This window comes from Ensifer sp. BR816, assembly GCF_000378985.1.
GTDB lineage: Bacteria > Pseudomonadota > Alphaproteobacteria > Rhizobiales > Rhizobiaceae > Sinorhizobium.
Genome location: NZ_KB905370.1, coordinates 1,455,830 through 1,478,508, shown reverse-complemented (window position 1 = coordinate 1,478,508; position 22,679 = coordinate 1,455,830). Strand labels below are relative to the sequence as shown.

General features: G+C 63.9%; 25 protein-coding genes and 1 tRNA gene (1 of these 26 cut by a window edge). 10 read left to right on the top strand and 16 right to left on the bottom strand.

Annotated features, from left to right (window positions below; translation table 11 throughout):
- Positions 1 to 6 precede the first annotated feature (6 nt).
- Positions 7 to 1,179 carry a 1-deoxy-D-xylulose-5-phosphate reductoisomerase gene (gene dxr, locus RHIBR816_RS0107090; protein WP_018235833.1) on the bottom strand — a complete coding sequence of 391 codons (1,173 nt, stop codon included), beginning with the start codon at positions 1,177 to 1,179 and terminating at the stop codon, positions 7 to 9.
- Positions 1,180 to 1,340: 161 nt separating this feature from the next.
- On the opposite strand from dxr, the gene RHIBR816_RS0107085 reads away from it, so the two are divergent.
- Positions 1,341 to 2,066, top strand: a complete 726-nt coding sequence (locus tag RHIBR816_RS0107085; protein ID WP_018235832.1) for an META domain-containing protein — start codon at positions 1,341 to 1,343, stop codon at positions 2,064 to 2,066.
- Positions 2,067 to 2,426: 360 nt separating this feature from the next.
- Positions 2,427 to 2,702: a hypothetical protein gene (locus RHIBR816_RS0107080; RefSeq protein WP_018235831.1), complete on the top strand. Its 276-nt coding sequence runs from the start codon at positions 2,427 to 2,429 to the stop codon at positions 2,700 to 2,702.
- 101 nt (positions 2,703 to 2,803) lie between these two features.
- On the opposite strand, the gene RHIBR816_RS0107075 is transcribed toward RHIBR816_RS0107080, so the two are convergent.
- A complete protein-coding gene (locus tag RHIBR816_RS0107075) occupies positions 2,804 to 3,055 on the bottom strand; it encodes a hypothetical protein (RefSeq protein ID WP_018235830.1) in 252 nt (83 codons plus the stop codon).
- A 181-nt stretch (positions 3,056 to 3,236) separates the two neighbouring features.
- Here RHIBR816_RS0107075 and RHIBR816_RS38855 point away from each other — a divergent pair, with 181 nt between their 5' ends.
- The gene (locus tag RHIBR816_RS38855; RefSeq protein WP_018235829.1) at positions 3,237 to 3,368 is read left to right on the top strand and encodes a hypothetical protein; all 132 of its coding nucleotides are present in this window, start codon (positions 3,237 to 3,239) and stop codon (positions 3,366 to 3,368) included.
- A 77-nt stretch (positions 3,369 to 3,445) separates the two neighbouring features.
- On the opposite strand, the gene RHIBR816_RS0107065 is transcribed toward RHIBR816_RS38855, so the two are convergent.
- Positions 3,446 to 4,303 carry an SDR family oxidoreductase gene (locus tag RHIBR816_RS0107065; protein ID WP_018235828.1) on the bottom strand — a complete coding sequence of 286 codons (858 nt, stop codon included), beginning with the start codon at positions 4,301 to 4,303 and terminating at the stop codon, positions 3,446 to 3,448.
- Between the two features lie 185 nt (positions 4,304 to 4,488).
- Between RHIBR816_RS0107065 and RHIBR816_RS0107060 the strand changes: the two genes are divergently transcribed.
- From RHIBR816_RS0107060 to RHIBR816_RS0107050, 3 genes are all read left to right on the top strand, one after another.
- Positions 4,489 to 4,734 (top strand): hypothetical protein, encoded by a 246-nt coding sequence (locus RHIBR816_RS0107060; protein WP_018235827.1) that lies wholly within the window; start codon positions 4,489 to 4,491, stop codon positions 4,732 to 4,734.
- Positions 4,735 to 4,761: 27 nt separating this feature from the next.
- A complete protein-coding gene (locus RHIBR816_RS0107055; RefSeq protein WP_018235826.1) occupies positions 4,762 to 4,956 on the top strand; it encodes a hypothetical protein in 195 nt (64 codons plus the stop codon).
- A gap of 89 nt (positions 4,957 to 5,045) precedes the next feature.
- Positions 5,046 to 5,720, top strand: a complete 675-nt coding sequence (locus RHIBR816_RS0107050) for a BON domain-containing protein (RefSeq protein WP_018235825.1) — start codon at positions 5,046 to 5,048, stop codon at positions 5,718 to 5,720.
- Here the strand turns inward: RHIBR816_RS0107050 and RHIBR816_RS0107045 are convergent, their stop codons facing one another.
- The 7 genes from RHIBR816_RS0107045 to RHIBR816_RS0107015 form a co-directional block, all read right to left on the bottom strand.
- Complete coding sequence (locus RHIBR816_RS0107045) at positions 5,721 to 6,875, bottom strand: DNA topoisomerase IB (RefSeq protein WP_018235824.1); 1,155 nt, start codon at positions 6,873 to 6,875, stop codon at positions 5,721 to 5,723. It lies immediately after the preceding gene.
- 22 nt (positions 6,876 to 6,897) lie between these two features.
- Positions 6,898 to 7,608 (bottom strand): metallophosphoesterase, encoded by a 711-nt coding sequence (locus RHIBR816_RS0107040; protein ID WP_018235823.1) that lies wholly within the window; start codon positions 7,606 to 7,608, stop codon positions 6,898 to 6,900.
- A gap of 12 nt (positions 7,609 to 7,620) precedes the next feature.
- Entirely contained in the window at positions 7,621 to 8,430 is an 810-nt protein-coding gene (locus RHIBR816_RS0107035) for a hypothetical protein (protein WP_018235822.1), read from the bottom strand.
- Between the two features lie 320 nt (positions 8,431 to 8,750).
- The gene (locus RHIBR816_RS0107030; protein WP_026186723.1) at positions 8,751 to 9,356 is read right to left on the bottom strand and encodes a general stress protein; all 606 of its coding nucleotides are present in this window, start codon (positions 9,354 to 9,356) and stop codon (positions 8,751 to 8,753) included.
- A gap of 174 nt (positions 9,357 to 9,530) precedes the next feature.
- On the bottom strand, positions 9,531 to 9,842 hold the full coding sequence (locus RHIBR816_RS0107025; protein WP_018235820.1) for a PepSY domain-containing protein: 312 nt from the start codon (positions 9,840 to 9,842) through the stop codon (positions 9,531 to 9,533).
- Between the two features lie 432 nt (positions 9,843 to 10,274).
- Positions 10,275 to 10,421 (bottom strand): hypothetical protein, encoded by a 147-nt coding sequence (locus RHIBR816_RS38290; protein WP_018235819.1) that lies wholly within the window; start codon positions 10,419 to 10,421, stop codon positions 10,275 to 10,277.
- A 27-nt stretch (positions 10,422 to 10,448) separates the two neighbouring features.
- Positions 10,449 to 10,525: transfer RNA gene (locus RHIBR816_RS0107015), tRNA-Arg, on the bottom strand.
- 232 nt (positions 10,526 to 10,757) lie between these two features.
- Between RHIBR816_RS0107015 and RHIBR816_RS0107010 the strand changes: the two genes are divergently transcribed.
- From RHIBR816_RS0107010 to metH, 4 genes are all read left to right on the top strand, one after another.
- A complete protein-coding gene (locus RHIBR816_RS0107010) occupies positions 10,758 to 11,654 on the top strand; it encodes an ROK family protein (RefSeq protein WP_018235818.1) in 897 nt (298 codons plus the stop codon).
- 76 nt (positions 11,655 to 11,730) lie between these two features.
- Entirely contained in the window at positions 11,731 to 12,228 is a 498-nt protein-coding gene (locus tag RHIBR816_RS0107005) for a heme-degrading domain-containing protein (RefSeq protein WP_018235817.1), read from the top strand.
- 13 nt (positions 12,229 to 12,241) lie between these two features.
- On the top strand, positions 12,242 to 13,399 hold the full coding sequence (pmi, locus tag RHIBR816_RS0107000; RefSeq protein WP_018235816.1) for a mannose-6-phosphate isomerase Pmi: 1,158 nt from the start codon (positions 12,242 to 12,244) through the stop codon (positions 13,397 to 13,399).
- Between the two features lie 172 nt (positions 13,400 to 13,571).
- Positions 13,572 to 17,342: a methionine synthase gene (metH, locus tag RHIBR816_RS0106995; RefSeq protein ID WP_018235815.1), complete on the top strand. Its 3,771-nt coding sequence runs from the start codon at positions 13,572 to 13,574 to the stop codon at positions 17,340 to 17,342.
- 4 nt (positions 17,343 to 17,346) lie between these two features.
- Here metH and RHIBR816_RS0106990 read toward each other — a convergent pair whose 3' ends face one another.
- The 6 genes in view from RHIBR816_RS0106990 to RHIBR816_RS0106965 are tightly spaced (at most 15 nt apart) and all read right to left on the bottom strand, a layout consistent with a single transcriptional unit that may run on beyond the window.
- Positions 17,347 to 18,942 (bottom strand): GMC family oxidoreductase, encoded by a 1,596-nt coding sequence (locus RHIBR816_RS0106990; protein ID WP_018235814.1) that lies wholly within the window; start codon positions 18,940 to 18,942, stop codon positions 17,347 to 17,349.
- A 15-nt stretch (positions 18,943 to 18,957) separates the two neighbouring features.
- Positions 18,958 to 19,959, bottom strand: a complete 1,002-nt coding sequence (locus tag RHIBR816_RS0106985) for a branched-chain amino acid ABC transporter permease (protein WP_018235813.1) — start codon at positions 19,957 to 19,959, stop codon at positions 18,958 to 18,960.
- The gene (locus RHIBR816_RS0106980; protein WP_018235812.1) at positions 19,952 to 20,839 is read right to left on the bottom strand and encodes a branched-chain amino acid ABC transporter permease; all 888 of its coding nucleotides are present in this window, start codon (positions 20,837 to 20,839) and stop codon (positions 19,952 to 19,954) included. Before RHIBR816_RS0106980 ends, RHIBR816_RS0106985 begins: the two co-directional genes overlap by 8 nt.
- A 3-nt stretch (positions 20,840 to 20,842) precedes the next feature.
- On the bottom strand, positions 20,843 to 21,544 hold the full coding sequence (locus RHIBR816_RS0106975) for an ABC transporter ATP-binding protein (protein WP_018235811.1): 702 nt from the start codon (positions 21,542 to 21,544) through the stop codon (positions 20,843 to 20,845).
- 1 nt (position 21,545) lies between these two features.
- On the bottom strand, positions 21,546 to 22,328 hold the full coding sequence (locus RHIBR816_RS0106970) for an ABC transporter ATP-binding protein (protein ID WP_018235810.1): 783 nt from the start codon (positions 22,326 to 22,328) through the stop codon (positions 21,546 to 21,548).
- Between the two features lie 13 nt (positions 22,329 to 22,341).
- Positions 22,342 to 22,679, bottom strand: partial view of an ABC transporter substrate-binding protein gene (locus RHIBR816_RS0106965; RefSeq protein WP_018235809.1) — the 3' end only. Its footprint extends 868 nt past the window's final position; 338 of the gene's 1,206 nt are visible here — the last part of the coding sequence; its start codon lies off the right edge, out of view — the gene reads right to left on this strand; the stop codon is at positions 22,342 to 22,344.

Below are 22,679 nucleotides of genomic sequence, written 5' to 3'. Positions count from 1 at the left end.
CCTATATCAGATCAGCCCGGCCGCCGTTTGCCGGGCTTTTTCATCCGCCGCGAAGACATCCTCCATGGTCGCGGCGGCCGGCAGGTCTGAGAGCCGATCCATCACTTTTTCGACGATTTCAGCCATGGCGAGAAAGCCGATGCGGCCCTTGATGAAGGCTTCGAGGGCAGTTTCCTTGGCGCCGTTCAGCACCGCGCCCTGGATGCCGCCGGCCTCCATGGCGTGTCGCGCCAGGCGGATCGCCGGGAAGCGCGTCTCGTCGGGAGCTTCAAAGTCGAGCCGGGCGAGCTTGGCGAAGTCGAGCCGCTCGATCGGCAGCTCGCAGCGTTTCGGATAGGAAAGCGCGTAGCCGATCGCCGTCCGCATGTCGGGGCAGCCGAGCTGCGCGAGCACCGATCCGTCGCTGTAGCCGACCATCGAGTGGACGACCGACTGCGGATGGACGATCACCTCGATCTGGTCGGGGCGCAGGCGGAAGAGATGGCGTGCCTCGATCATTTCCAGCGCCTTGTTGAACATCGAGGCGCTGTCGATCGAGATTTTCAACCCCATCGACCAGTTCGGATGGGCGCGGGCGACGTCGGCCGTCACATGCCGCATCTCGTCGAGCGTCTTGGTGCGGAACGGGCCGCCGGAGGCCGTCAGGATGATGCGCTCGACGGCATGGCGCTGGTCGTTTTCAAGCACCTGGAAGATCGCGTTGTGCTCGCTGTCGACGGGCAGCAGCCGGCCGCCGCCCTTGGCGACCGCCTCGATGAACAGGCTGCCGGCGGAGACGAGACATTCCTTGTTGGCGAGTGCGATGTCGGCGCCGCGGCGGGCGGCGGCAAGCGTCGGGCCGAGCCCGGCATTGCCGACGATGGCCGCCATGACCCAGTCGGCGTCGCGTTCGGCCGCTTCGATCAGGCCGCTCCGCCCGGCCGCCACTTCGATGCCGCTGCCGCCGAGCGCATCCTTGAGTTCGCCATAGCGGTGTTCGTCGGCGGTTACCGCCAACTCCGCGCCCATCCGACGCGCCTGGTCGGCAAGCAGCGGTATGTTGCCGTTTCCTGTCAGGGCAGCGATTTCGAAACGGTTGCGCCCGCCGAGCCGCTCGACGACGTCGAGCGTATTGGTTCCGATCGACCCGGTGGCCCCCAGTATCGTCAGACGGCGCTTCCTTTCGTCGCCGGATGCCATTGCCAAATCCCGTATTCTTCTCGTTTGATCGATTTAGATAGGCTGTACAGCCGAAAGCCGCCGGCAACAAGGGCAGAGGTGGCCGCTCTTCTCTCTCCGGCACTGCTGGAGTAAGAATCGATGTGGCGGCAAGGTTGCGCCGTTTTCGTGAGGAGTTCCCGATGCTCAAAGCCCTGACAGCCGCGTCCTGTGCCTGCGTGCTGATCGAACTCGCTTCGACGCGATCGGTCGCCGCGGAAAGCGTGCCGGAAGAACTGATCGGCTCGTGGCTGGCCGACGATATTGGCGGTGACAGGGTCATCGATCATCCGCAGACGGTGCTGGAAATTCGCGAGGACGGTACCTACGGCGGCATGGGCGGCTGCAACATGTTCACCGGCGCCTTCAACCTTTCGGAAAAGACCATCACCTTCGGACCCACCGCCGCAGCGCGCACCATGTGCGCTCCCGAAATCATGGAGCAGGAGCAGCGGTTCCTTGATACGCTGAAAAACGAGCTCAGCTGGAAAGTGAATGGCGTGAGGCTCACGCTGACGGGACCGGACGGCACGCCCGTGATGCGGCTCGTGTCGGCAGAGGCGTCGTCTTCCGGGGTCGCAGAGGTGACGCTGCGAATTCCGGGCGCCGACGCGGCCGAGCGGCAAAAGGTTCGCTACGACTGCGGCGGCGAGAGGGTGGAAGCCGAATACATCCATGCTGGCTCCGTCTCGCTCGTCGCCTTCTCGGTCGGCGGTTACTACGTTGTTGCCTCGGGGATCATCTCCGGGTCGGGAGCGAGATATGCCGGCGACCGCTACATCTGGTGGACGGAAGGCGATGGTGCGACGCTCTTCGATGTTTCGAAGGGGGAGGAGGATCCCGGTATTCTGTGCGAGAGGAGGGGATAGGCTGCTCGCGCTCTGCGAGGCGGTTCTCTGCGGCGAGCTTGGTCGCGACAAGCGCATCCTTGAACGTTTCCCTACGACTGCATAGGTGGTGAGTTGCGCACCAGCAGTGCCCGCGGGTGCGGACACTGCCTACAGCGAAGGTGGGGGACTTGATTGCCGCTCCCATGTTTGGAGCGATACCCAAATAATTCGCCACGCAGAAAATTGTTCCGGAGCCTCAGCGAAACCGGCTCGATCGGCCGGTGCCCAGGGTGGGTCGTGAAAAGAGTCGCGGGACATCGCCGCAGGAACAATTGGCCGGAGCCGATCATTATTCCGCCGTTGCAAGCGTGTTCCGGATCGAACGCGAAGGAGAGAGACATGGCGGAGTCACAGGCGATATCCCGGCCACAGCGGGACTCAGACTACCCGGGCCGGCAGGCGGACTGCATTGCGGCTCTGCGGCCCGCGGTCGCGGACCTCGCCGCAACGTCGCAGGACAGCATTGTCGCGGCGATCGGCGGAGAAATGACCGGGGATCTGGTCGCCCTAGCGCACGACGCCGAAGGGGCCGGCTGGAGCTTCAAAGAGGCGTCTGCCGCCATCGAGACCCTGGCGCGGGAATATGAGGGGGCGAAGGGGGCCATCTTCGACTGAGGCCCAAGCGCGGCCTCCACCGATGCTGCGCTACGTGCTGATGGCGCCAAACGGGCGTCGCCGGGGCGGTTCCCCGGCGAGACGGCGTTTGCGTCGGCGGTTCAGTCGGACTTCGGCGTTTTCACCTCGCCAAAGCGCACTTCTTCGCGCGAAGGGTTGTCGGCGATCGACTGCTCCTCTTCATCGTCCGGAAGCGCCTCGTCCGGGTCGAGATTCTGTTCGTCCCTGCTGCGCACCGGAGGCACCCGGCCTTGGAAGACCGTCTGCACTTTCATGCTTTCCGGCGTTCCGGCCGCCTCTTCGGCGGGCAGATTGCGGTCCCTGCGGGGCTCGTCGGGGGTGTTGCGTGCCATCACATGCTTCCTTCTCACTGAGAAAGGAAAGCGGAGGCGGGCGGTTTGTTCCCGTTTCAAGCGAGCGATAATCGTGGGCAGGGCGCGCCTTCTCGGAACAAATCCAATCTCAGGCGATTGATAGTGGGGCGGCACAACCGCCGCTTTTCCGTTCCCATCAGCACTATTGCCGGAACGTACGATGTCCAAAACCGCAGCCGCAGCAGTGATCGTCGTCCTCATACTGGTTGCGGTGCTGTGGACGGTTTTTCCGTTCGACGGCCCTGCCGAAGAGGGACAACCGGCGCCGCATGCGATCGACCAGTCGGAGTGACCGGGAGGCCGCGCCCTCCGGTCACGATCCAACTCTTGGAAGCGATGCAATCCCGAAAAACCGCAGCACGCTTTTCTCTAGAGTATCGGCTTGCCGCCGGTGACCGCGATCGTCGCGCCGGAGACGTAGCTCGACAGCGGGTCGGCCAGCATGACGTAAGTCGAGGCGAGTTCAACCGGTTGCCCCGGCCGTTTCATCGGCACCTGCTTGCCGAAATTCACGACCGAATCCTCGGGCATCGTGGAGGGGATCAGCGGCGTCCAGATCGGGCCCGGCGCGACCGCATTGGCGCGTATGCCCTTGTCGGCAAGCAGCTGCGCCAGGCCGGCGGTGAAATTCTGGATCGCCCCCTTGGTGGTCGCATAGGCGAGCAGGATCGGGTTCGGGGCATCCGCGTTGATCGAGGCGGTGTTGATGATCGAACTGCCGGGCTTCATGTGCGGCACGGCCGCGCGCGTGAGAAAGAACATGGCATGGATGTTCACGCGGAAGGTCAGCTCCCATTCCTCGTCGGTAATGTCTTCGATCGTCGGAAAGGAGGCCTGGTGGGCGGCGTTGTTGACGAGGATGTCAATGCCGCCGAGTTCTTTCACTGCCGTCTCGACAAGACGCTTGCAGTGAGCCGAGGTCTGGATATCGCCGGCGACGAGCACGGCCTTGCGCCCCGCCTCTTCGACAAGCGCCTTGGTCGACTTCGCATCCTCGTGCTCGTTCAGATAAGAGATCAGGACATCGGCGCCCTCCCGGGCATAGGCGATGGCGACCGCCCGACCAATACCGCTGTCTCCGCCGGTAATAATTGCCTTCTTGTCCTGTAGACGGCGGGATCCCTTGTAGGAGCTTTCCCCGTGGTCCGGCAGCGGGTCCATGCGGTCCGTGGTTCCGGGCATGGGTTGGTTCTGACGCTTGAATGGCGGGCGCGGGAAATCTTGCATGGTCCAGGCCTCCTTTGTGGGGTTTTCGCTACGGCGGCTTTCTGCCCCGTCTTCGATCAATGGTCGCCGCCCCAACTCGCGCCTGGAGGGCTTTGTTCCGAGGCCGAGGCTCGTCGGGACGGTCCGTCATGGAACTTCACCTTCGGGCCGACGTTGACCGAGCGACAACCCTTGAGGAGGGCGAAATGGCAAGAACCGACCAAGGACCGAAGCGCGTCCCGGACGCACGGGCGGGCACGAGCGAGCCCGTCAAGACCGACCGCGACCTGCATCCGGAAGCGGGCAGCGCGCCTCTGGAGCCGGATGAGCTCATCAAGCAACGCGCCGCCCGCGAGGCACTGCGCAGAAAAAGGGACGACTATCTCGTCGAGTCCGACCTTGAGGATGAAGACCAACGTTTTCCGCTCCCGGCGATGAAGGAGCAGGACTGATACGGCGGGACGAACAGGAGAAAGATCATGAAAAGCCCCAAAGACGGAGCGCCCGGCACCACGGAGCAATCGCCGCGCTGGGAAGGCCCGAAGGAGACGCGGCCGAGAGGCTATCTGCCGGCAAAGGACGACCCGGAGCATGACCGCGATGCGGCCGGCGAAAACCTCAAGGACCCGCATCGAGGCAAGGTCTCGGACGCATTGAAGACGAAGGACGACTGATCCGCCAACTCGTGCTGCGCAATGCGGAACCGAGAGCCTGCTCGCCGGTTTGAGACACGGACCACATCGACACAAGAAAGGAGCAACCGATGCCCAGGAGAAAAGACTGGAGGCGGGAAGACCCCTATTGGCGCGCCCGCGAATCCGGGAGGGATTGGCAGGGGGACGACCGGCGCGCCCAGCGGCGCTTCGCGGAGACGGTCGAACCGCGTGGCGCAGACTACGAGAATTCCGAGGATTTCCCCGATCAAGAGTCGGGCCGGGCCGGACCCTATCGCCGGATGGACGAGGACTACGGGCGCTGGAACCGAGATCGCGGCTATGGCTCCGATTACGGCTACAGAGCGCAATCTTCCTATCCGCGACCCGATCGGGATTGGGACGAGGACCGGGGATTCTTCGAGCGGGCCGGCGACGAGATCGCCTCATGGTTCGGCGACGAAGATGCCGAGCGGCGGCGCAGAATGGATCAGCACCGCGGCAAGGGTCCGAAAGGCTATACCCGTTCCGACAGCCGCATCCAGGAGGATGTCAGCGACCGCCTGAGCGACGACGGCGCACTCGATGCGTCCGAGATCGAGGTTTCGGTGGCGAATGGCGAGGTCCAGCTCAGCGGTTTCGTCGAATCCAAGTGGGCGAAGCGCCGCGCCGAGGATCTGGCGGAAAACGTCTCCGGCGTCCATCATGTCCAGAACAACGTTCGTGTCCGGGACGCCGGAGGGGCGCCCGGCTGGAACACCGGCGGAACCACCCAGAACCTTTGATCAGACGACGGCGGGGCGTAGTCCCGCCGTCCGCCCGTTCGGGGTGGTTGCCGTCGCCGGAGAATGTGCTGCGCGTGCAAGATAATTGAGCATCCGTGCCTCCTCGACACGCAGGCCAGGGCCGGCGCGTCCACGGCGGCGCAGCTGTTTGGCGGTCGCCGCGCGACCGGAATCCGCGAGAGCGATGATATCCGGATGAATGTAACTCTTGCGGCAGATTGCCGGCGTGTTGCAGAGCACGGAAGCCGCCGCCTCGCACATCCTCTTGACGGTTGGTCGCTCCCCTCCCTCCAACGCCTCGCGCGCTGCCGTAAAGGCGGCAACGCTGCCCGCCCAGGTCCGGAACGTCTTCGCCGACACCGAAAAACCGGCGATTTCCGCGAGATAGCGGTTGAGGCGACCCGAGTCGACGGGGCGCAGGGTATCGGTATCGTCCCTCCAGACGAAGAGCTGCCGTCCCGGCAGGTCGGCAATGTCCTCCAGAAGGCGCTGCAGTTTTGGGCGGCGTAGCCGCCTCTGCACGCGTTTGCCTCCCTTGGCGACGAACCGGAGTTCGATGCAGCCATCAACGAGCCGCAGGTGACGCTTCAACAGCGTCGTCGCGCCATAGGTCGAATTTGCCTGGACATAGGCGGGACTGCCCGTTCTGAGATGCACCTCATCGAGCAAGGCGACCAGCCCGGCGAGAACGGTGCGTGGATCGCCGGTCGCCCCCACCATGTGGCGGCGGATGGTGCGTCGGATTCGCGGCAGAGCCTTGCCGAAAGGAAGAAGCTGGGCGAACTTGTCGCCACTTCTGAGCGCCTGCCACTGCGAATGGTAGCGGTACTGCTTTCGGCCCCGCGCGTCGTAGCCCGTCGCCTGCAGGTGCCCGTTCTCGTTCAGGCAGATCCATACGTTCTCATAGGCGGGCGGCAGGCCCAGCGACAGGATGCGGGCCTTTATGGCCGGATCGGCCAGGATCGAACCGTCCGGCAGCCGGTAGGCGAAGCCCTTGCCGCAACGCTGCCGCCTGATACCGGGCTCGGAATCGCTGACATAGACGAGTTCCCTTGGAGGCTCATCTGGCGGAGTGCGGACAGCGCTCCTCTTGAGGCGACCTCCTATCGGCGATGCACGGTCGGTCGTAGAATTGGAAGTGACTTGCAGCGGCATAGAGTGCCCCGTCGCAGTGCGGTCAGAATTCGAGGATCGCGTATGGGCGGCCGGTCGGCTTCTCGACATGGGCGGCGACGTTGTAGACCGGCGCGCCACCCGGTGTCCTTCCCTTGTAGGTGCCCTTGTGCGCATGGCCGTGCACGACGGCGCTGACCCGGAAGCGGTCGATCGTTTCGGCAAAGCGCGAGGAGCCGAGGAAGGGATAGATTTCCTCCGGCTCCCCCGCGACCGTCTCGGCGATCGGCGCGTAGTGGAGCACCACCACGGAGTGCTGGGCGCTGGTTTTCCTGAGCGCGTTTTCCAGGCGCATCGCCTCGTCGACGGTCGCGGATACCATCGTCTTCAGCGCCGTTTCGCCGAAAGAGCCGAGCATGTGCCGCCCGAAACCACCGACGAAACCCTTCGTGCCGGCAAAGCCGATGCCGGCGATTTCGATCGCCTGCCCGTCAAGGAGATGGACCCCCGCCTTCATGAGGATCGACGAGATCTCTTCGACGGCATCGCATTGGTGATCATGGTTTCCGAGAACGGCGACCACAGGGACGGTGCAGGATTTCAGATCGGCGACGAGAAGTTCCGCTTCGGCAGGCTTGCCGAGATCGGTCAGGTCGCCGGCGATCACGAGCACATCGGCGACCTTCGAAATCTCCGTAAACAAATCCGTATAGGAGACCGAACCATCTTCTTTCACGTGGAGGTCGGCGACCGCGGCCACCTTCAGCTTGCCCATGGTGACAACTCCCTATTTTCCTGTCCGCATCTCGAGGTCGCCGCCGACATCGGCGAAACCCCATTCGGTGACGTCGATCTCGTAGTCGCGTCGCGAGTACATCCTGCCGCGGCAGATCTTCGTCTGGGGCAGCGGCAGATCCCGCTGCGCCGCCAGCCGGCTCAGGAGCTCGTCCATGAGCCAGGCGGGAACCCGGTCGCGCTCGGAGGGATAGATCCACCGGAAGTTCAGAAGGTGGATCAGCAGCACTTCCCAGTGTGCTTCCATATATTCGAGAAGCCTGCGCCAATCGATCCGGTCATGGGTCTTGAGGATCGTGTGGGCGACGTCGGCGCCATCGTAGCGCTCGCGCAGCTGGATGAAGGACTTCGACCAGACCAGTTCGGTCGGCGCGACGATCGATACCGGCGAGGCGCTGAGCTCCACCGGAAGAGCGTGTTCGAACCATGCGTCGTTGACGAGCATCGTTCCGTTCGGCGAGGCGAAGATGACGTCGAAGAAGAACTTGCCCTTGTAGACCTTTCCCAGCCACCGGTCGTCCTCAATTTCGACCGAGTAGCCGCGCGACTTGAAATGCTTCAGGATTCGGGTGTAGTCGCCCGCCTTGCAGAAGACGTCGAGATCCTTCGTCGGCCTCGAAATGCCGGTATAGGCGCTGACGGCGAAGGTGCCGGCGACGAGAAACGGGATTTTCGATTTGACGAGCTCCGCTATGGCGATGTCCACGAAGGCTTCGGCCTTCTCGTCGACAAGCTGTGGCAGGGCAAGGGGAGGGCGGGTCGCCCGCCGCGATTTCGACTTCGGTGGCATTGCCGACGGCATGCTTTCTCTCCTGCGAAGGAACACCTACTGCATGTCTTTGTCCTTAAATCGACCTCGATTTAAGGACAAAGACATGCGGCAATTCAAAGTGCTACAGCGACCTTTGCGCGTCCGATAAGACGCGCGGCGCTGTAGGAGAACACGCGAGAACTCGGCTAGGTTCCGCAGCGCCAAGTCCGTCGATGCCGGAAGCTTGCGGTGGGAAGGATTGATTTCCCGGGTTCAGCCGCGGTCGTCGGTGTGAAGAGCGCCTGCAGCGTCCTGCGTCTTCTCAGACGCAGGACGCTGCAGTACCTGCGGAGTTGCCGGGTGGCGAGCCGCTACAGCGCCGGCGGGCGGTAGCGGTCATGCTCACTTCGAACCTCGTCGAGGCTGTAGGGGGCGGACGCATCGTCGAAGCGCGTCCAGCCTTCTTCCGTGTAGGCCCGCCGGCGAACGGAGGTATCGACGGCGTTGCGGTTTCTGAGGATCGCGTCTGCCTGGGGAAGCAGGGCCTCATCGACCCTGGCCAGCACCAACGTGCCGCCGCGGCGTACACCCTCGGCGTAGAGATGGGCGTCCTCTTCGGGAATGCCGGAATCCGTCAGCGACCCTATGATGCCGCCGGTGGCGGCGCCCGCCACGGCTCCGGCGATCGCGCCCGCCGCCGTCGATGCGAGCCAACCAGCGGCGACCACCGGCCCGACGCCCGGAATGGCCATCAGTCCCAGCCCGGTCAGCAGCCCGACGGCGCCGCCGCCGGCCGCGCCCAACCCGGCACCGACGCCCGCACCTCCGGCCGCCCCGGAGCTCTCCTCCGAGTAGCGATCACCGGCATTGTTGGCGACGATGCTGATATCCTCCGACGGAATGCCGGCTGCCTCCAGGTCGTTCACTGCCTGTCGGGCGTCGTGATAGTCGTCGAAAAGACCTGCCACAGTTCTCATCTTCTTCTCCATTCCGTTACAGCGCCGCGCGTCTCAGTAGGCGCGCAAAGGTCGCTGTACCACTTATAGTTGCTGCAGGATTTCTCCTTAAATCGATTCCGATTTAAGGAATCATGCAGTAGCGCTGGAACGGGAACGAGCGGATTTTCCGCATTCCCGGCTGCAAACATTGACCTACAGGGCGGTGACGTTGCCCTGGTAGTCGAGGGCGACGGTGACGGACTTGCCGTCCTTCATGGCCGTTGCCCGCCAGATTCCCTGGTCGTCGAGTTTCAGGCCCGTGACGTCGGCGTAACCGGCTTCCTCGATCCGCTCGCGCGCCTGATCTTCCGTGAAGCTGTTTTTGCCGGCGACGGGGGCCTCGGGGTTCTTGGTGCCGGGCGTGGCGATCGCCGGTGTGCTGGCGCCCGAGGATGCCGACTGCGCAAGAGCCGGCATTGCCGCAGCGCTCAACAGCACTGCGACGCCAAAGATCGTGTTTTTCATAGTCTTACCTCTCTCGGGGATTCTCGTTCCCGACCAACCAAACCGTCCGGGCATGGATTGGTTCCGCGGCGCTTTCGGGCGGAAGCCGGCGAGGGAGGAGCGTTCGCGCGAACTGTCTCCAAAGGAGGCGGCCAAGAGCGACGAACGAAGAAGGAAGCAGGCGCAAGGACCGACCACAAACAAAAAGGCCGGGCTCGGCCCGACCTTTCATCGCCACCTCCCGCCGCTGCCAGTACATCCGTGGTCAGCGACGAGAGGGACAGTAAAGGCAGTCTAGGCGCCGATTGTTACAGTGGCAAGACGCTAAAAAGGGGGAGGGCATTCAGGTTAGCGCTGGTCGAGAGCTCTGATCGATCGGCACAGGCTCCATGCCAATTCTTTCGGTAAACGGAGCCATGCTACGACATCGGCCTTAGGCACTCCATCACCATCTTAAGTGATGGCTGCGAAGGACAACCGGATGATCCCGTCCGTCTCGACAAGCTCGGTCACCAAGTCCGCATGCAGCGGCGCGACGCCGTCATCGAAGATAATCACAACCTGATCGCCGTCGGCGACCTTTCCCACCGATCGCCTCATGCCCAATCTCCGAGAAGAATGTTGACATGGTGATCCCGGCGCGATTCGAACGCGCGACCCCCAGATTAGGAATCTGGTGCTCTATCCTGCTGAGCTACGGGACCACTCGGTATAGACCCATACAAAAGCAAGGCCTCTTCGCCAAGTGTTTTTGCATTCGCGACCGGCGATTTGCGGTGCTATGGGCACGTCGCAGTTTTGCGAAGGTCCGGTGCGCCGATGCGAAATCATGGGGCTAGCATCGCGGACAGGGTGAATGCTAAGCAGGAGCCGGCGCGGCCCAAGGAGATGCCGCCCGTTCCCGAAGCGACATCCATCCTGGGACCTGATCCGCACATGCTTATCGGAATTGATTGGGGCGGCACCAAAATGGAAGTCATCGCGCTCGACGGCGATGGCGAGACGCGTGCCCGGCACCGCGTTGCGACCCCGACCAGCGGCTATGACGCCTGTATCCGCGCCGTGGTCGAACTCGTCGCCGCCGCCGAACGGACGGCCGGCGAACGCGGGTCGATCGGCATAGGCATTCCCGGAAGCCCCAATCCGCGCACCGGGATCGTCCGCAATTCCAACGCCGTGCTCATCAACGGCAAGCCGCTCGGGCGCGATCTCGAGGCCGCACTCGGTCGAAAGGTGCGGCTTGCCAACGACGCCAATTGCCTGGCGGTCTCCGAGGCGGTCGACGGGGCCGGAAAGGATGCGCATGTCGTCTTCGGCGTCATCGTCGGCACCGGGCATGGCGGCGGGCTGGCGATCGGCAAGAAGGTGCATGCCGGCTACCAGGGCATTGCCGCGGAGATCGGCCACTACCCGCTGCCGTGGATGCGACAAGACGAATATCCCGGCCACAAATGCTGGTGCGGCAAGCTCGGCTGCCTCGACATGTATGCCTGCGGCACCGGGCTCGAACTCGACTATCGCCTGACGACCGGCGTCGAGCGCCGCGGCCGCGACATCATCGAGGCGAAGCGTGCCGGCGATCCGGCCGCGACCGGCGTCTACGACCGCTTCGTCGACCGGCTTGCTCGCAGCCTCGCGCTGCTGACCAACATCGTCGATCCGGATGTTTTCGTGCTTGGTGGCGGCATGTCGAATGTCGACGAGATCTACGGCGAATTGCCGGAGCTGATCACAAAATATCTGTTCGGCGACAGTTTCGAGACGCCGATCCGCAAGGCGGTGCACGGCGACAGTTCCGGCGTGCGCGGCGCAGCCTGGCTCTGGAAGGCGTAGGCGGCGCAGCACGCGCGAACCTTTCCGCGCGTCCCACGTCTCATTTTCCGAATCGACCACGACAAGCGGAGGCATCATGAACATCGACAATGATTTGCGCCGGATCGCGCTTCAGGAACAGCAATTGCAGTTCGAGCGCTTCGACCTCGACACGGCCTGGACGCTCGGCTCGACGCTGCGCCGCATGGCCGCCGAGCGCAAGCTTGGCGTCGTCATCGACATCACGCTGTTCTCCATGCAGGTCTTCTATGCGGCGCTCGACGGCGCGACACCGGACAATCCGAACTGGGTGCGGCGCAAGCGCAACACGGTTTTCCGCCTGTTCAGAAGCAGCTACGCCACCGGCCTCAGCCTCTTGAAGCAGCAGACGAACCTGCAGGCGAAGCTCGGCCTGCCCGATCAAGAGTTTGCCGCGCATGGCGGCAGCTTCCCGATCGTCGTGAAGGGAACCGGCTGCATCGGTGCCGTCACCGTCTCCGGACTGCCGCAGCGCGACGACCATAATCTCGTCGTCGAAGCGCTGGCCGAAATCCTCGGCGCCGATCACGGCGCGCTGAAACTCGAGAATTCATAGGAACAGACGCGGCATGGATATTGTCTTGCAGGCGACGGAACTCGATCGCTGGCTCGCGGAGGCCGCCCTGCCGCTCTGGCGCGAAAAGGGGTTCGATGCGGCGGGCGGCGGCTTCGTCGAAACGATCGACATGGCCGGCGAGCCGACACGGGCCAATCGACGCTCGCGCGTCCAGCCCCGCCAGGTCTATTGCTTCGCCGAGGCAGGGCGGCGCGGTTGGCGCGGCGACTGGCGTAGCGTCGCCGAGGGCGGGCTTTCTTATTTCGACCGCGTCTACCGACAGCCGAGCGGCTTTTATGGTGCGCTTGCCGATGCCGACGGGGAGATCGTCGATCCCTCCTTCGATCTCTACAATCAGGCCTTCGCGCTGCTTGCCTTCGCCTATTTGGCCGAGGTCATCCCGGAACGGAAGGCCGAGATGATCGGCCGCAGCAACGATCTTCGCCAAAGGCTCGAAGCCCATTGCAGGCATCCGGTCGCCGGCTTCGAGGAGGACAACCCGCCGCGTCTACCGCTTGGTTCCAACCCGCACATGCACCTCTTCGAGGCCTGCCTGGCCAGCGAAACGGTCGAGGGATTCGATTTGGTCGCCTGGGCCAATCTTGCCGACGAGATCGCCCATCTGGCGATGGGTTGCTTCATCGATGCCGAGACCGGCGTGCTGCGCGAGTTCTTCGATCACGACTGGACGCCCTTTCCGGGCGAGAAGGGTCGCATCGTCGAGCCCGGCCACCAGTTCGAATGGGCCTGGCTGCTCCTGCGCTGGGCGGAGCGGCGCGGCAATGCGGAAGCGATCGTCAAGGCACGGCGGCTTTTCGAGATCGGCGAAGCGCACGGAATTTGCGGCAAGCGCGGCGTGGCCGTCATGACCCTCTTCGACGATCTATCGGTTGCCGATCCGGTGGCGCGGCTCTGGCCGCAGACCGAATGGCTGAAGGCGGCGATCCGCTTTGCCGCCCTTTCCGACGGCAGCGAACGGCAACGCTATCTCGCCTCGGCCTCGCGTGCGGCCGCAGCGCTGCAACGCTTCCTGGAGACGCCTATCCGGGGGCTCTGGCGCGACAAGCAGAAGGCCGACGGCGCCTTCGTCGACGAGCCCGCGCCGGCCAGCAGCTTCTATCACATTCTCTGTGCGATCTATGAAGTCGAGGATTGCCTGAAGCGGATGTGAGCATCGGCTCCCGTTGCGCCTTCAACGGCCCGTCGCGATCGCGGCGGGCCTTTTCTTTTTCGGTTGTCTATTCGCCTGGCAAAAATTGTGATCAGATCGTATGTTGACATAAAGATATCTTTATGTGACTTAATCGACAAGTATTTGTCGTTTTCAGAACGGGAGATTTCCCATGTCCGCCGCGTCCCTCTTCGGAGATCTCTCCCCCAGGCCCGACGGCTCGGAAATTTTCCGGGCGCTCAACCAGGCGGCAAGCGAGCGCATCCTGATCATGGATGGGGCGATGGGAACCGAGATCCAGCAGCTCGGTTTTGCCGAAGATCATTTTCGCGGCGAGCGCTTCGGCGGCTGCGCCTGTCATCAGCAGGGCAACAACGATCTCCTGACCCTGACACAGCCGAGGGCGATCGAGGAAATCCATTACCGCTACGCCATGGCCGGCGCCGATATTCTCGAAACCAACACCTTTTCCTCGACGCGGATCGCCCAGGCCGATTACGGCATGGAGGACACGGTCTACGAGCTCAACCGCGACGGCGCGCGGCTGGCGCGGCGAGCTGCAAAGCGCGCCGAGGCTGAGGATGGCCGGCGGCGCTTCGTCGCCGGCGCGCTCGGACCGACCAACCGCACCGCCTCGATCTCGCCCGATGTCAACAATCCCGGCTATCGCGCCGTCAGCTTCGACGATCTCAGGCTTGCCTATGCCGAGCAGGTCCGCGGCCTCATTGATGGCGGCGCCGACATCATCCTGATCGAAACGATCTTCGATACGCTGAACGCCAAGGCGGCGATCTTCGCGACCCAGGAGGTTTTTGCCGAGAAGGGGATCCACCTGGCGGTGATGATTTCCGGCACGATCACCGATCTCTCCGGCCGGACGCTTTCCGGTCAGACGCCGACTGCCTTCTGGTATTCGGTGCGGCATGCGGCGCCGTTCACCATCGGCCTCAATTGTGCCCTCGGCGCCAATGCGATGCGTGCCCACATCGACGAGCTCTCGACCGTCGCCGACACGCTTGTCTGCGCTTATCCGAATGCCGGCCTGCCGAACGAATTCGGCCGCTACGACGAGAGCCCCGAGGCGATGGCGGCACAGATCGAGGAATTTGCCCGCGACGGTCTCGTCAACATCGTCGGCGGCTGCTGCGGCTCGACGCCGGCGCATATCCGCGCCATCGCCGACGCCGTCCAAAAATATCCACCGCGCCGGATGCCGGAGATCGAGCGCCGCATGCGGCTCTCCGGCCTCGAACCCTTCACGCTCACCGATGAGATTCCCTTCGTCAATGTCGGCGAGCGCACCAATGTCACCGGCTCGGCGAAGTTCCGCAAGCTGATCACCGCCGGCGACTATGCCGCCGCACTCGACGTAGCGCGCGACCAGGTGGCCAACGGGGCGCAGATCATCGACATCAACATGGACGAAGGGCTGATCGATTCGACCCGCGCCATGGTCGAATTCCTGAACCTCGTCGCTTCCGAACCGGACATCGCCCGCGTGCCGGTGATGATCGATTCCTCCAAATGGGAGGTGATCGAGGCCGGCCTCAAATGCGTCCAGGGCAAGGCGCTGGTGAACTCGATCTCGCTGAAAGAAGGCGAGGAAGCGTTTCTCAATCATGCGCGGCTGGTGCGCGCCTATGGCGCCGCCGTGGTGGTGATGGCCTTCGACGAGAAGGGCCAGGCCGACAGCAAGGCGTGCAAGGTCGAGATCTGCGGACGCGCCTATCGGCTGCTCACCGAAGAGGTCGGCTTTCCGCCGGAAGACATCATCTTCGACCCGAACATCTTCGCGGTGGCGACGGGCATCGAGGAGCACAACAATTACGGCGTCGATTTCATCGAGGCGGCACATGAGATCGTCGCGACGCTGCCGCATGTGCATGTCTCGGGCGGCGTCTCGAACCTCTCCTTCTCCTTCCGCGGCAACGAGCCGGTGCGCGAGGCGATGCACGCCGTCTTCCTCTATCACGCAATCCAGGCCGGCATGGACATGGGCATCGTCAATGCCGGCCAGCTCGCCGTCTATGACGCGATCGACCCGGAGGTTCGCGAGGCCTGCGAGGACGTGGTCCTCAATCGCCGTCCGGATGCGACCGAGCGCCTCCTGGAGGTCGCCGAACGCTATCGCGGGCAGGGCGGTGCGCAGGGCAAGGAGAAGGACCTCGCCTGGCGTGAGGGGCCGGTCGCCAAGCGGCTCGAGCACGCGCTCGTCAACGGCATCACCGAATTCATCGCAGCCGACACGGAAGAGGCGCGGCTTGCCGCCAAGCGCCCGCTGCACGTCATCGAAGGACCGCTGATGGCCGGCATGAACGTGGTCGGGGACCTCTTCGGCGCCGGCAAGATGTTCCTGCCGCAGGTGGTCAAATCGGCGCGCGTGATGAAGCAGGCGGTCGCCGTGCTGCTGCCCTACATGGAGGCCGAGAAGCTTGCCAATGGCGGCGAGGGGACCCGCGAGAGCGCCGGCAAGATCCTGATGGCGACCGTCAAGGGCGACGTGCACGACATCGGCAAGAACATCGTCGGCGTCGTGCTCGCCTGCAACAATTACGAGATCATCGACCTCGGCGTCATGGTGCCCTCGGCAAAAATCCTCGAAGTGGCAAGGCAGGAGAAGGTCGACGCGATCGGGCTTTCCGGCCTCATCACCCCGTCGCTCGACGAGATGGTGCATGTCGCCTCCGAACTGGAGCGCGAGGGCTTCGACATTCCGCTCTTGATCGGTGGGGCGACGACCAGCCGCGTGCACACGGCGGTCAAGATCAATCCGCGCTACAGCCTCGGCCAGACCGTCTATGTCACGGATGCCAGTCGCGCCGTCGGTGTCGTCTCGAGCCTGCTCTCGCCGGAGGCGAGCGACGCCTACAAGCAGACGATCCGCGCCGAATATCTGAAGGTCGCCGACACCCATGCACGCAACGAGGCGGAAAAGCGTCGCCTGCCGCTGTCGCAGGCTCGCGCCAATGCGCAGAAGCTCGACTGGAAGGCGCATCAGCCGAAGACGCCTTCCTTCCTCGGCACGCGCGTCTTCGAGAGCTGGGACCTGGCGGAGCTTTCCCGCTATATCGACTGGACGCCCTTCTTCCAGACCTGGGAGCTGAAGGGTGTCTATCCGCGCATTCTCGACGACGAACATCAGGGGCCGGCGGCACGGCAACTCTTCGCCGACGCCCAGGCGATGCTCGAAAAGATCATTGCGGAAAAATGGTTCGCGCCGAAGGCGGTGGTCGGCTTCTGGCCGGCCGGAAGCGCCGGCGACGACATCCGCCTCTTCACCGACGAGACGCGTAAGCGGGAGCTTGCCACCTTCTTCACGCTTCGCCAGCAATTGACCAAGCGCGACGGCCGGCCGAACGTCGCTCTCGCCGATTTCGTCGCTCCGGCCGACAGCGGCAGGCACGACTATCTCGGCGGCTTCGTGGTGACCGCCGGCATCGAGGAAGTGGCGATCGCCGAGCGTTTCGAGCGCGCCAATGACGATTATTCCTCGATCCTGGTCAAGGCGCTCGCCGACCGCTTCGCCGAGGCCTTTGCCGAGCGTATGCACGAATATGTCCGCAAGGAGCTCTGGGGTTACGCTCCGGACGAATCCTTCACGCCGCAGGAACTGATCGCCGAACCCTATGCCGGGATCCGCCCGGCGCCCGGCTATCCGGCACAGCCCGACCATACCGAGAAGGAGACGCTCTTCCGTCTGCTCGATGCCGAGGCGGCAATCGGCGTCAGCCTGACGGAGAGCTACGCGATGTGGCCGGGTTCGTCCGTTTCCGGCCTCTATATAGGCCATCCGGACGCGTACTATTTCGGCGTTGCCAAAATCGAGCGCGACCAGGTCGAGGATTACGCGACACGCAAGCGCATGGATGTCCGCGAGGCGGAGCGCTGGCTGTCGCCGATCCTCAACTATGTGCCGATGCCGGAGACGCAAGCGGCGGAGTAGACTGCTACCGGTTCCTCGCAAGGATCATCGCGGCCGCTTTCTCGGCGATCATGATCGTCGGCGAATTGGTGTTGCCCGACGTGATCGTCGGCATGATCGAGGCGTCGGCGATGCGCAGGCCCTCAAGGCCGCGCAGGCGCAGCTCCGGATCGACGACGCTCCCCGGGTCCGAACCCATGCGGCAGGTGCCGACCGGGTGAAAGATCGTCGTGCCGATCTCGCCGGCGGCTTGTTTCAGCTCGGCATCGGTCTCGTAGCGCGGCCCGGGCTTGAATTCGACGGGCTGGTAGCGCGCGAAGGAAGGCTGCGAAACGATGCGGCGTGTGAGCCGAATGGCTTTCACGGCAATGTCGCGATCGGCTTCGGCGGTGAGATAGCGCGGGCGGATGTCGGGTGCGGCGGCGAAATCCGGCCCTTTCAGGTGCACCGAACCACGGCTTTCGGGCCTCAGGTTGCAGACGCTGGCGGTTATCGCCGGGAAGGGATGCACCGGCTCGCCGAATTTTTCGAGCGTCACGGGCTGCACGTGATACTGCAGGTCCGGCGTTTCCTTCTCGGGACCCGAGCGGGTGAAGATGCCGAGCTGGCTCGGCGCCATGGCCATCGGGCCGGAGCGCCGGACGAGATATTCGAGGCCGATCGCCGCCTTGCCGAAAACCGAACTCGCCTTCTCGTTCAGCGTCGGAACGCCGGTGACCCTGTAGGCAAGACGGAGCTGCAGATGATCCTGCAGGTTCTCGCCGACGCCGGGCAACGCGTGATGGACTTCGTTCCCGTTGGCGCGAAGGATTTCGGGATTGCCGATGCCGGAAAGTTCTAGAATATGCGGCGAGCCGATCGCGCCGCCGCAAAGCACCGTCTCGTGGCGGGTGCGCACGCTCTTTGTCACGCCGTCATGCTGGAACTCGACGCCCGCGACGCGCCCCGCTTCAAGGATCAGCCTGCGGACATGCGCCTTGGTCAGGATCGTCAGATTGCGCCGTTGTTTAGCCGGCTTCAGGAATGCCTTGGCGGTGTTCCAGCGGATGCCGGAGCGCTGGTTGACGTCGAAATAGCCGGAGCCCTCGTTGCTGCCGCGGTTGAAATCGTCGGTCTCGGGAATGCCAGCCTCGGCCGCCGCCTTCTGGAATGCGTCAAGCACCGCCCAGCGGACGCGCGCCTTCTCGACACGCCATTCGCCGCCTGCGCCATGCATCTCGTTGGCACCGCGATAGTGATCCTCTGATTTCTTGAAGAGCGGCAGCACCTCCTCCCAGCTCCAGCCGGTGCAGCCGAGTTGGCGCCAGAGGTCGTAGTCGCGCGCCTGGCCGCGCATGTAGATCATGCCGTTGATCGAGGAGCAGCCGCCGAGCACCTTGCCGCGCGGATAGAAAAGCGACCGGCCATTGAGGCCCTCTTCAGCGGCCGTGGTGAAACACCAGTCGGTGCGCGGATTGTTGATGCAATAGAGATAGCCGACCGGGATGTGGATCCAGTGATAATTGTCGCTGCCGCCCGCCTCGAGCAGCAGCACGCGATGTGCCGGGTCCTCGGAAAGGCGGTTGGCGAGGACGCAGCCGGCGCTTCCCGCTCCGACGACGATATAGTCGAACGTTTCCATGGGCTTCTCTGAGGGTCAGTGCTTCTGCCGGTGCTCGAAGCCGAGCCGGCGGCCAAGGCGCGAATTGTAGAACTCGCCGACGATGCCGCGGCGGAACAGAAGCACGCAGGCCATGAAGACGACGCCGGTGATGATCGTCACGGGAAATTCCGAGGTGGCCAGATAGTTCTGCAGCGTCACGACGAGTGCTGCGCCGAAGAGCGGTCCGATCAGCGTGCCGATGCCGCCGAGCAGGGTCATCAGAATGACCTCGCCCGACATCTGCCAGCCGACATCGGTGAGCGTCGCGAACTGGAAGACCAGCGCCTTAAGGCCGCCGGCGAGACCGGTCAGTGCAGCCGACATGACGAAGGCGGCGAGCTTGTAGTTCCTGACCGAATAGCCGAGCGAGATCGCCCGCGTCTCGTTTTCGCGGATTGACTTCAGGATCATGCCGAAGGGCGAATTGATGATCCGCCAGATGATCGCGATGCCGATGACGAAGATGGCGAGCACGAAATAGTACATGTTTGAGGACTGCGAGAGGTCGAGGAGGCCGAACAGATGGCCGCGCGGCACCGACTGGATGCCGTCCTCGCCATGGGTGAACTCGGCCTGCAGGCAGAAGAAATAGAACATCTGCGCCAGCGCCAGCGTGATCATCGCGAAATAGATGCCCTGGCGGCGGATGGCGAAGAAGCCGATCACCGCGCCGAGAAGGGCGGCGCCGACGACGCCGACGAGGATGCCGAGTTCGGGCGGCACGCCCCATTCCTTGACCGCATGGGCGGTGAAATAGGCCGCACCGCCGAAGAAAGCGGCATGGCCGAAGGAGAGCAGCCCGGTATAGCCGAGCAGCAGATTGAACGCGCAGGCGAAGAGCGCGAAACACAGGATCTTCATCAGGAAGACGGGATAGAAGAACAGCGGCGCGAGCAGGAGAAGCACGAGGCCGAGCCCAAGAAATACCGTCTGGGCGACGACCGGGGTACGTTCCTTCTGCTTCTGAAGTTCGAATGTCAGTGTCATATCAAGCATCCCGGCCGAAGAGGCCTGCGGGTCTCAGCAAAAGAACGATGGCCATGATCACGAAGATCACGATATTGGAGGCCTCCGGATAGAAGACCTTGGTCAGGCCCTCGGCGACGCCGAGCAGGTAGCCGGTGACGATCGCCCCCATGATCGAGCCCATGCCGCCGACGACCACCACGGCGAAGACGACGATGATGATGTTCGATCCCATCAGCGGCGATACCTGGTAGATCGGCGCGGCAAGCACGCCGGCGAGCGCCGCAAGCGCCGCGCCGAGGCCATAGGTCAAAGTCAGCAGGAAGGGCACGTTGATGCCGAAGGATTGCACCAGCACCGGATTTTCCGTCGCCGCGCGCAGATACGAGCCGAGCTTGGTCTTCTCGATGACGAGCCAGGTGCCGATGCAGACGATGAGCGAGAAGACGATCGCCCAGCCGCGATAGACGGGCAGGAACATGAAGCCGAGATTGGCGCCGCCGGTCAAAAGCGCCGGCGTCGCATAGGGCTGACCGGAGGCGCCGTAGAGATAGCGGAACGTGCCTTCGACCGTCAGCGCCAGGCCGAAGGTGAAGAGCAGGCCGTAGAGCGGGTCCAGCGAATAGAGCCTTCTCAGCATGGTACGTTCGATCGCGGCGCCGAGAAGGCCGACGAGAAGCGGCGCGAGGATCAGCGCCGGCCAATAGCCGATGCCGAAATGGGCGAGCAGCAGCCAGGCGATGAAGGCGCCGAGCATGTATTGCGCCCCGTGGGCGAAATTGATGACCCGCAACAGGCCGAAGATGATGGCGAGGCCAAGACTCAAGAGCGCATAGAAGGAGCCGTTGATGAGGCCGATCAGCAGCTGTCCGAGGAAGGCTTGGAGCGGAATTCCGAAGATCATCGTCATCACTTACACCCCGAGGACGTCGTGCAGCATGTCCATGCGCGCGGAAAGCTCCGAGACCGGAAACTCACCCGCCACCTTGCCGTGATCCATCAGATAGAAGCGGTCGGCGACCTTGCTGGCGAAGCGGAAGTTCTGCTCGACGAGGAGAACCGTCATGCCGCGCTCCTTGAGTTTCTTCAGCACCTCGCCGATGCGCTGGACGATGACCGGGGCGAGGCCCTCGGTCGGCTCGTCGAGCAGCATCATCCTGACCCCGGTGCGCAGGATCCGGGCGATCGCCAGCATCTGCTGCTCGCCGCCGGAAAGCTTGGTGCCCTGGCTGTTGCGGCGCTCGTGGAGATTGGGAAAGAGCTCGAAAATCTCGTCGATCGTCATGCCGCCTTCGGCGACGGCCGGCGGCAGCAAAAGGTTCTCGTAAACGGAGAGCGTCGAGAAGATGCCGCGCTCCTCGGGAACGAAGCCGAGGCCGCGATGGGCGACGCGATGGAGCGGCACGCGGATCAGATCCTTGCCGGCAAAGGTTATTTCGCCCTTGCGCTCGCGCACGATGCCCATGATGGCCCTGAGCGTCGTCGTCTTGCCGACGCCGTTGCGGCCGAGCAGCGTCACCATCTCGCCCTCGCCGACGGTCATGTCGACACCGTGGAGGATGTGGCTCTCGCCGTACCAGGCGTTGAGGCCGGAGACCTGGAGCAATGGTTTCATCTCAGGCTTCCTCCGTGCCCATATAGGCAGTGCGCACGCGCGGATCATCGGAGACCGATGCGTAGTCGCCTTCCGCCAGAATCTCGCCGCGCTGCAGCACGGTGACGTGATGGCAGAGCGTCGCGACGACGGAGAGATTGTGCTCGACCATCAGCACGGCGCGCTCGCGCGCCACCTCGCGGATGATCTCGGCGACCATGCCGACATCCTCGTGGCCCATCCCGGCCATCGGCTCGTCGAGCAGCAGGACCTTCGGGTCGAGTGCGAGCGTGGTGGCGATCTCGAGCACCCGCTTGCGGCCATAGGAGAGATCGGCGGCCAACGCGTTGCGCTCCTTTTCGAGCCCGACGGAGCGGATCAGTTGGTCAGCTTTGCCGTTCAGAGCGTCGAGCGCCGACAGCGGCTTCCAGAACTGGGTCGCCAGCCGGTTCGGCCGCTGCAGGGCGACGCGGACATTGTCGAGGACCGTCAGGTGCGGGAACACCGCCGAGATCTGGAACGACCGCACCAGCCCCATGCGGGCGACCTTGTCGGGCGCCGTGTTGGTGATGTCCTCGCCGAGCAGCGTGATCGTGCCGTGGGTCGGCTGCAGGAACTTGGTCAACAGGTTGAAGACCGTGGTCTTGCCGGCCCCGTTCGGGCCGATCAGCGCATGCACGCGGGCATGATGGACGTCGAGGTCGACGTCCTTGACGGCGGTGAAGCCGCCGAAGTCACGGCGGAGACCGCGGGCGGCCAGAACCACCCGCGGCGCTCCATTATCGAGAGGCACGGCGACGCTCATCGCTCGGCGCCGGTCAGGATTTCACGAGGTCGCAGCCGCTCTGGGCCGGATCGATGAAGGCCTCCTTGCCGGGGATGGTCGCCAGCACCTTGAAATAGTCCCAGGGCTCCTTGCTCTCGTCCGGCTTCTTGACCTCGAGCAGGTACATGTCGTGGATCATCCGGCCGTTCGGCGCCACCGTGCCGTTCTGTGCGAAGACGTCGTTCACCGGCATCGCATGCAGTTCCTTGGAGACCGCGTCGGCGTCATCGCTGCCGGCCTTTTCGATCGCCTTCAGATATTGCGTGACGGCGGAATAGGTGCCGGCATGGACCATGTTCGGCATCTTGCCGGTGCGCTCCATGAAACGCT

What these genes read in the sequence shown, in the direction of transcription:
- dxr (WP_018235833.1), bottom strand. Translation starts at nt 1,179, where the DNA reads ATGGCATCCGGCGACGAAAGGAAGCGCCGTCTGACGATACTGGGGGCC.
- RHIBR816_RS0107085 (WP_018235832.1), top strand. Translation starts at nt 1,341, where the DNA reads ATGCTCAAAGCCCTGACAGCCGCGTCCTGTGCCTGCGTGCTGATCGAA.
- RHIBR816_RS0107080 (WP_018235831.1), top strand. Translation starts at nt 2,427, where the DNA reads ATGGCGGAGTCACAGGCGATATCCCGGCCACAGCGGGACTCAGACTAC.
- RHIBR816_RS0107075 (WP_018235830.1), bottom strand. Translation starts at nt 3,055, where the DNA reads ATGGCACGCAACACCCCCGACGAGCCCCGCAGGGACCGCAATCTGCCC.
- RHIBR816_RS38855 (WP_018235829.1), top strand. Translation starts at nt 3,237, where the DNA reads ATGTCCAAAACCGCAGCCGCAGCAGTGATCGTCGTCCTCATACTGGTT.
- RHIBR816_RS0107065 (WP_018235828.1), bottom strand. Translation starts at nt 4,303, where the DNA reads ATGCAAGATTTCCCGCGCCCGCCATTCAAGCGTCAGAACCAACCCATG.
- RHIBR816_RS0107060 (WP_018235827.1), top strand. Translation starts at nt 4,489, where the DNA reads ATGGCAAGAACCGACCAAGGACCGAAGCGCGTCCCGGACGCACGGGCG.
- RHIBR816_RS0107055 (WP_018235826.1), top strand. Translation starts at nt 4,762, where the DNA reads ATGAAAAGCCCCAAAGACGGAGCGCCCGGCACCACGGAGCAATCGCCG.
- RHIBR816_RS0107050 (WP_018235825.1), top strand. Translation starts at nt 5,046, where the DNA reads ATGCCCAGGAGAAAAGACTGGAGGCGGGAAGACCCCTATTGGCGCGCC.
- RHIBR816_RS0107045 (WP_018235824.1), bottom strand. Translation starts at nt 6,875, where the DNA reads ATGCCGCTGCAAGTCACTTCCAATTCTACGACCGACCGTGCATCGCCG.
- RHIBR816_RS0107040 (WP_018235823.1), bottom strand. Translation starts at nt 7,608, where the DNA reads ATGGGCAAGCTGAAGGTGGCCGCGGTCGCCGACCTCCACGTGAAAGAA.
- RHIBR816_RS0107035 (WP_018235822.1), bottom strand. Translation starts at nt 8,430, where the DNA reads ATGCCGTCGGCAATGCCACCGAAGTCGAAATCGCGGCGGGCGACCCGC.
- RHIBR816_RS0107030 (WP_026186723.1), bottom strand. Translation starts at nt 9,356, where the DNA reads ATGAGAACTGTGGCAGGTCTTTTCGACGACTATCACGACGCCCGACAG.
- RHIBR816_RS0107025 (WP_018235820.1), bottom strand. Translation starts at nt 9,842, where the DNA reads ATGAAAAACACGATCTTTGGCGTCGCAGTGCTGTTGAGCGCTGCGGCA.
- RHIBR816_RS38290 (WP_018235819.1), bottom strand. Translation starts at nt 10,421, where the DNA reads ATGAGGCGATCGGTGGGAAAGGTCGCCGACGGCGATCAGGTTGTGATT.
- RHIBR816_RS0107010 (WP_018235818.1), top strand. Translation starts at nt 10,758, where the DNA reads ATGCTTATCGGAATTGATTGGGGCGGCACCAAAATGGAAGTCATCGCG.
- RHIBR816_RS0107005 (WP_018235817.1), top strand. Translation starts at nt 11,731, where the DNA reads ATGAACATCGACAATGATTTGCGCCGGATCGCGCTTCAGGAACAGCAA.
- pmi (WP_018235816.1), top strand. Translation starts at nt 12,242, where the DNA reads ATGGATATTGTCTTGCAGGCGACGGAACTCGATCGCTGGCTCGCGGAG.
- metH (WP_018235815.1), top strand. Translation starts at nt 13,572, where the DNA reads ATGTCCGCCGCGTCCCTCTTCGGAGATCTCTCCCCCAGGCCCGACGGC.
- RHIBR816_RS0106990 (WP_018235814.1), bottom strand. Translation starts at nt 18,942, where the DNA reads ATGGAAACGTTCGACTATATCGTCGTCGGAGCGGGAAGCGCCGGCTGC.
- RHIBR816_RS0106985 (WP_018235813.1), bottom strand. Translation starts at nt 19,959, where the DNA reads ATGCTTGATATGACACTGACATTCGAACTTCAGAAGCAGAAGGAACGT.
- RHIBR816_RS0106980 (WP_018235812.1), bottom strand. Translation starts at nt 20,839, where the DNA reads ATGACGATGATCTTCGGAATTCCGCTCCAAGCCTTCCTCGGACAGCTG.
- RHIBR816_RS0106975 (WP_018235811.1), bottom strand. Translation starts at nt 21,544, where the DNA reads ATGAAACCATTGCTCCAGGTCTCCGGCCTCAACGCCTGGTACGGCGAG.
- RHIBR816_RS0106970 (WP_018235810.1), bottom strand. Translation starts at nt 22,328, where the DNA reads ATGAGCGTCGCCGTGCCTCTCGATAATGGAGCGCCGCGGGTGGTTCTG.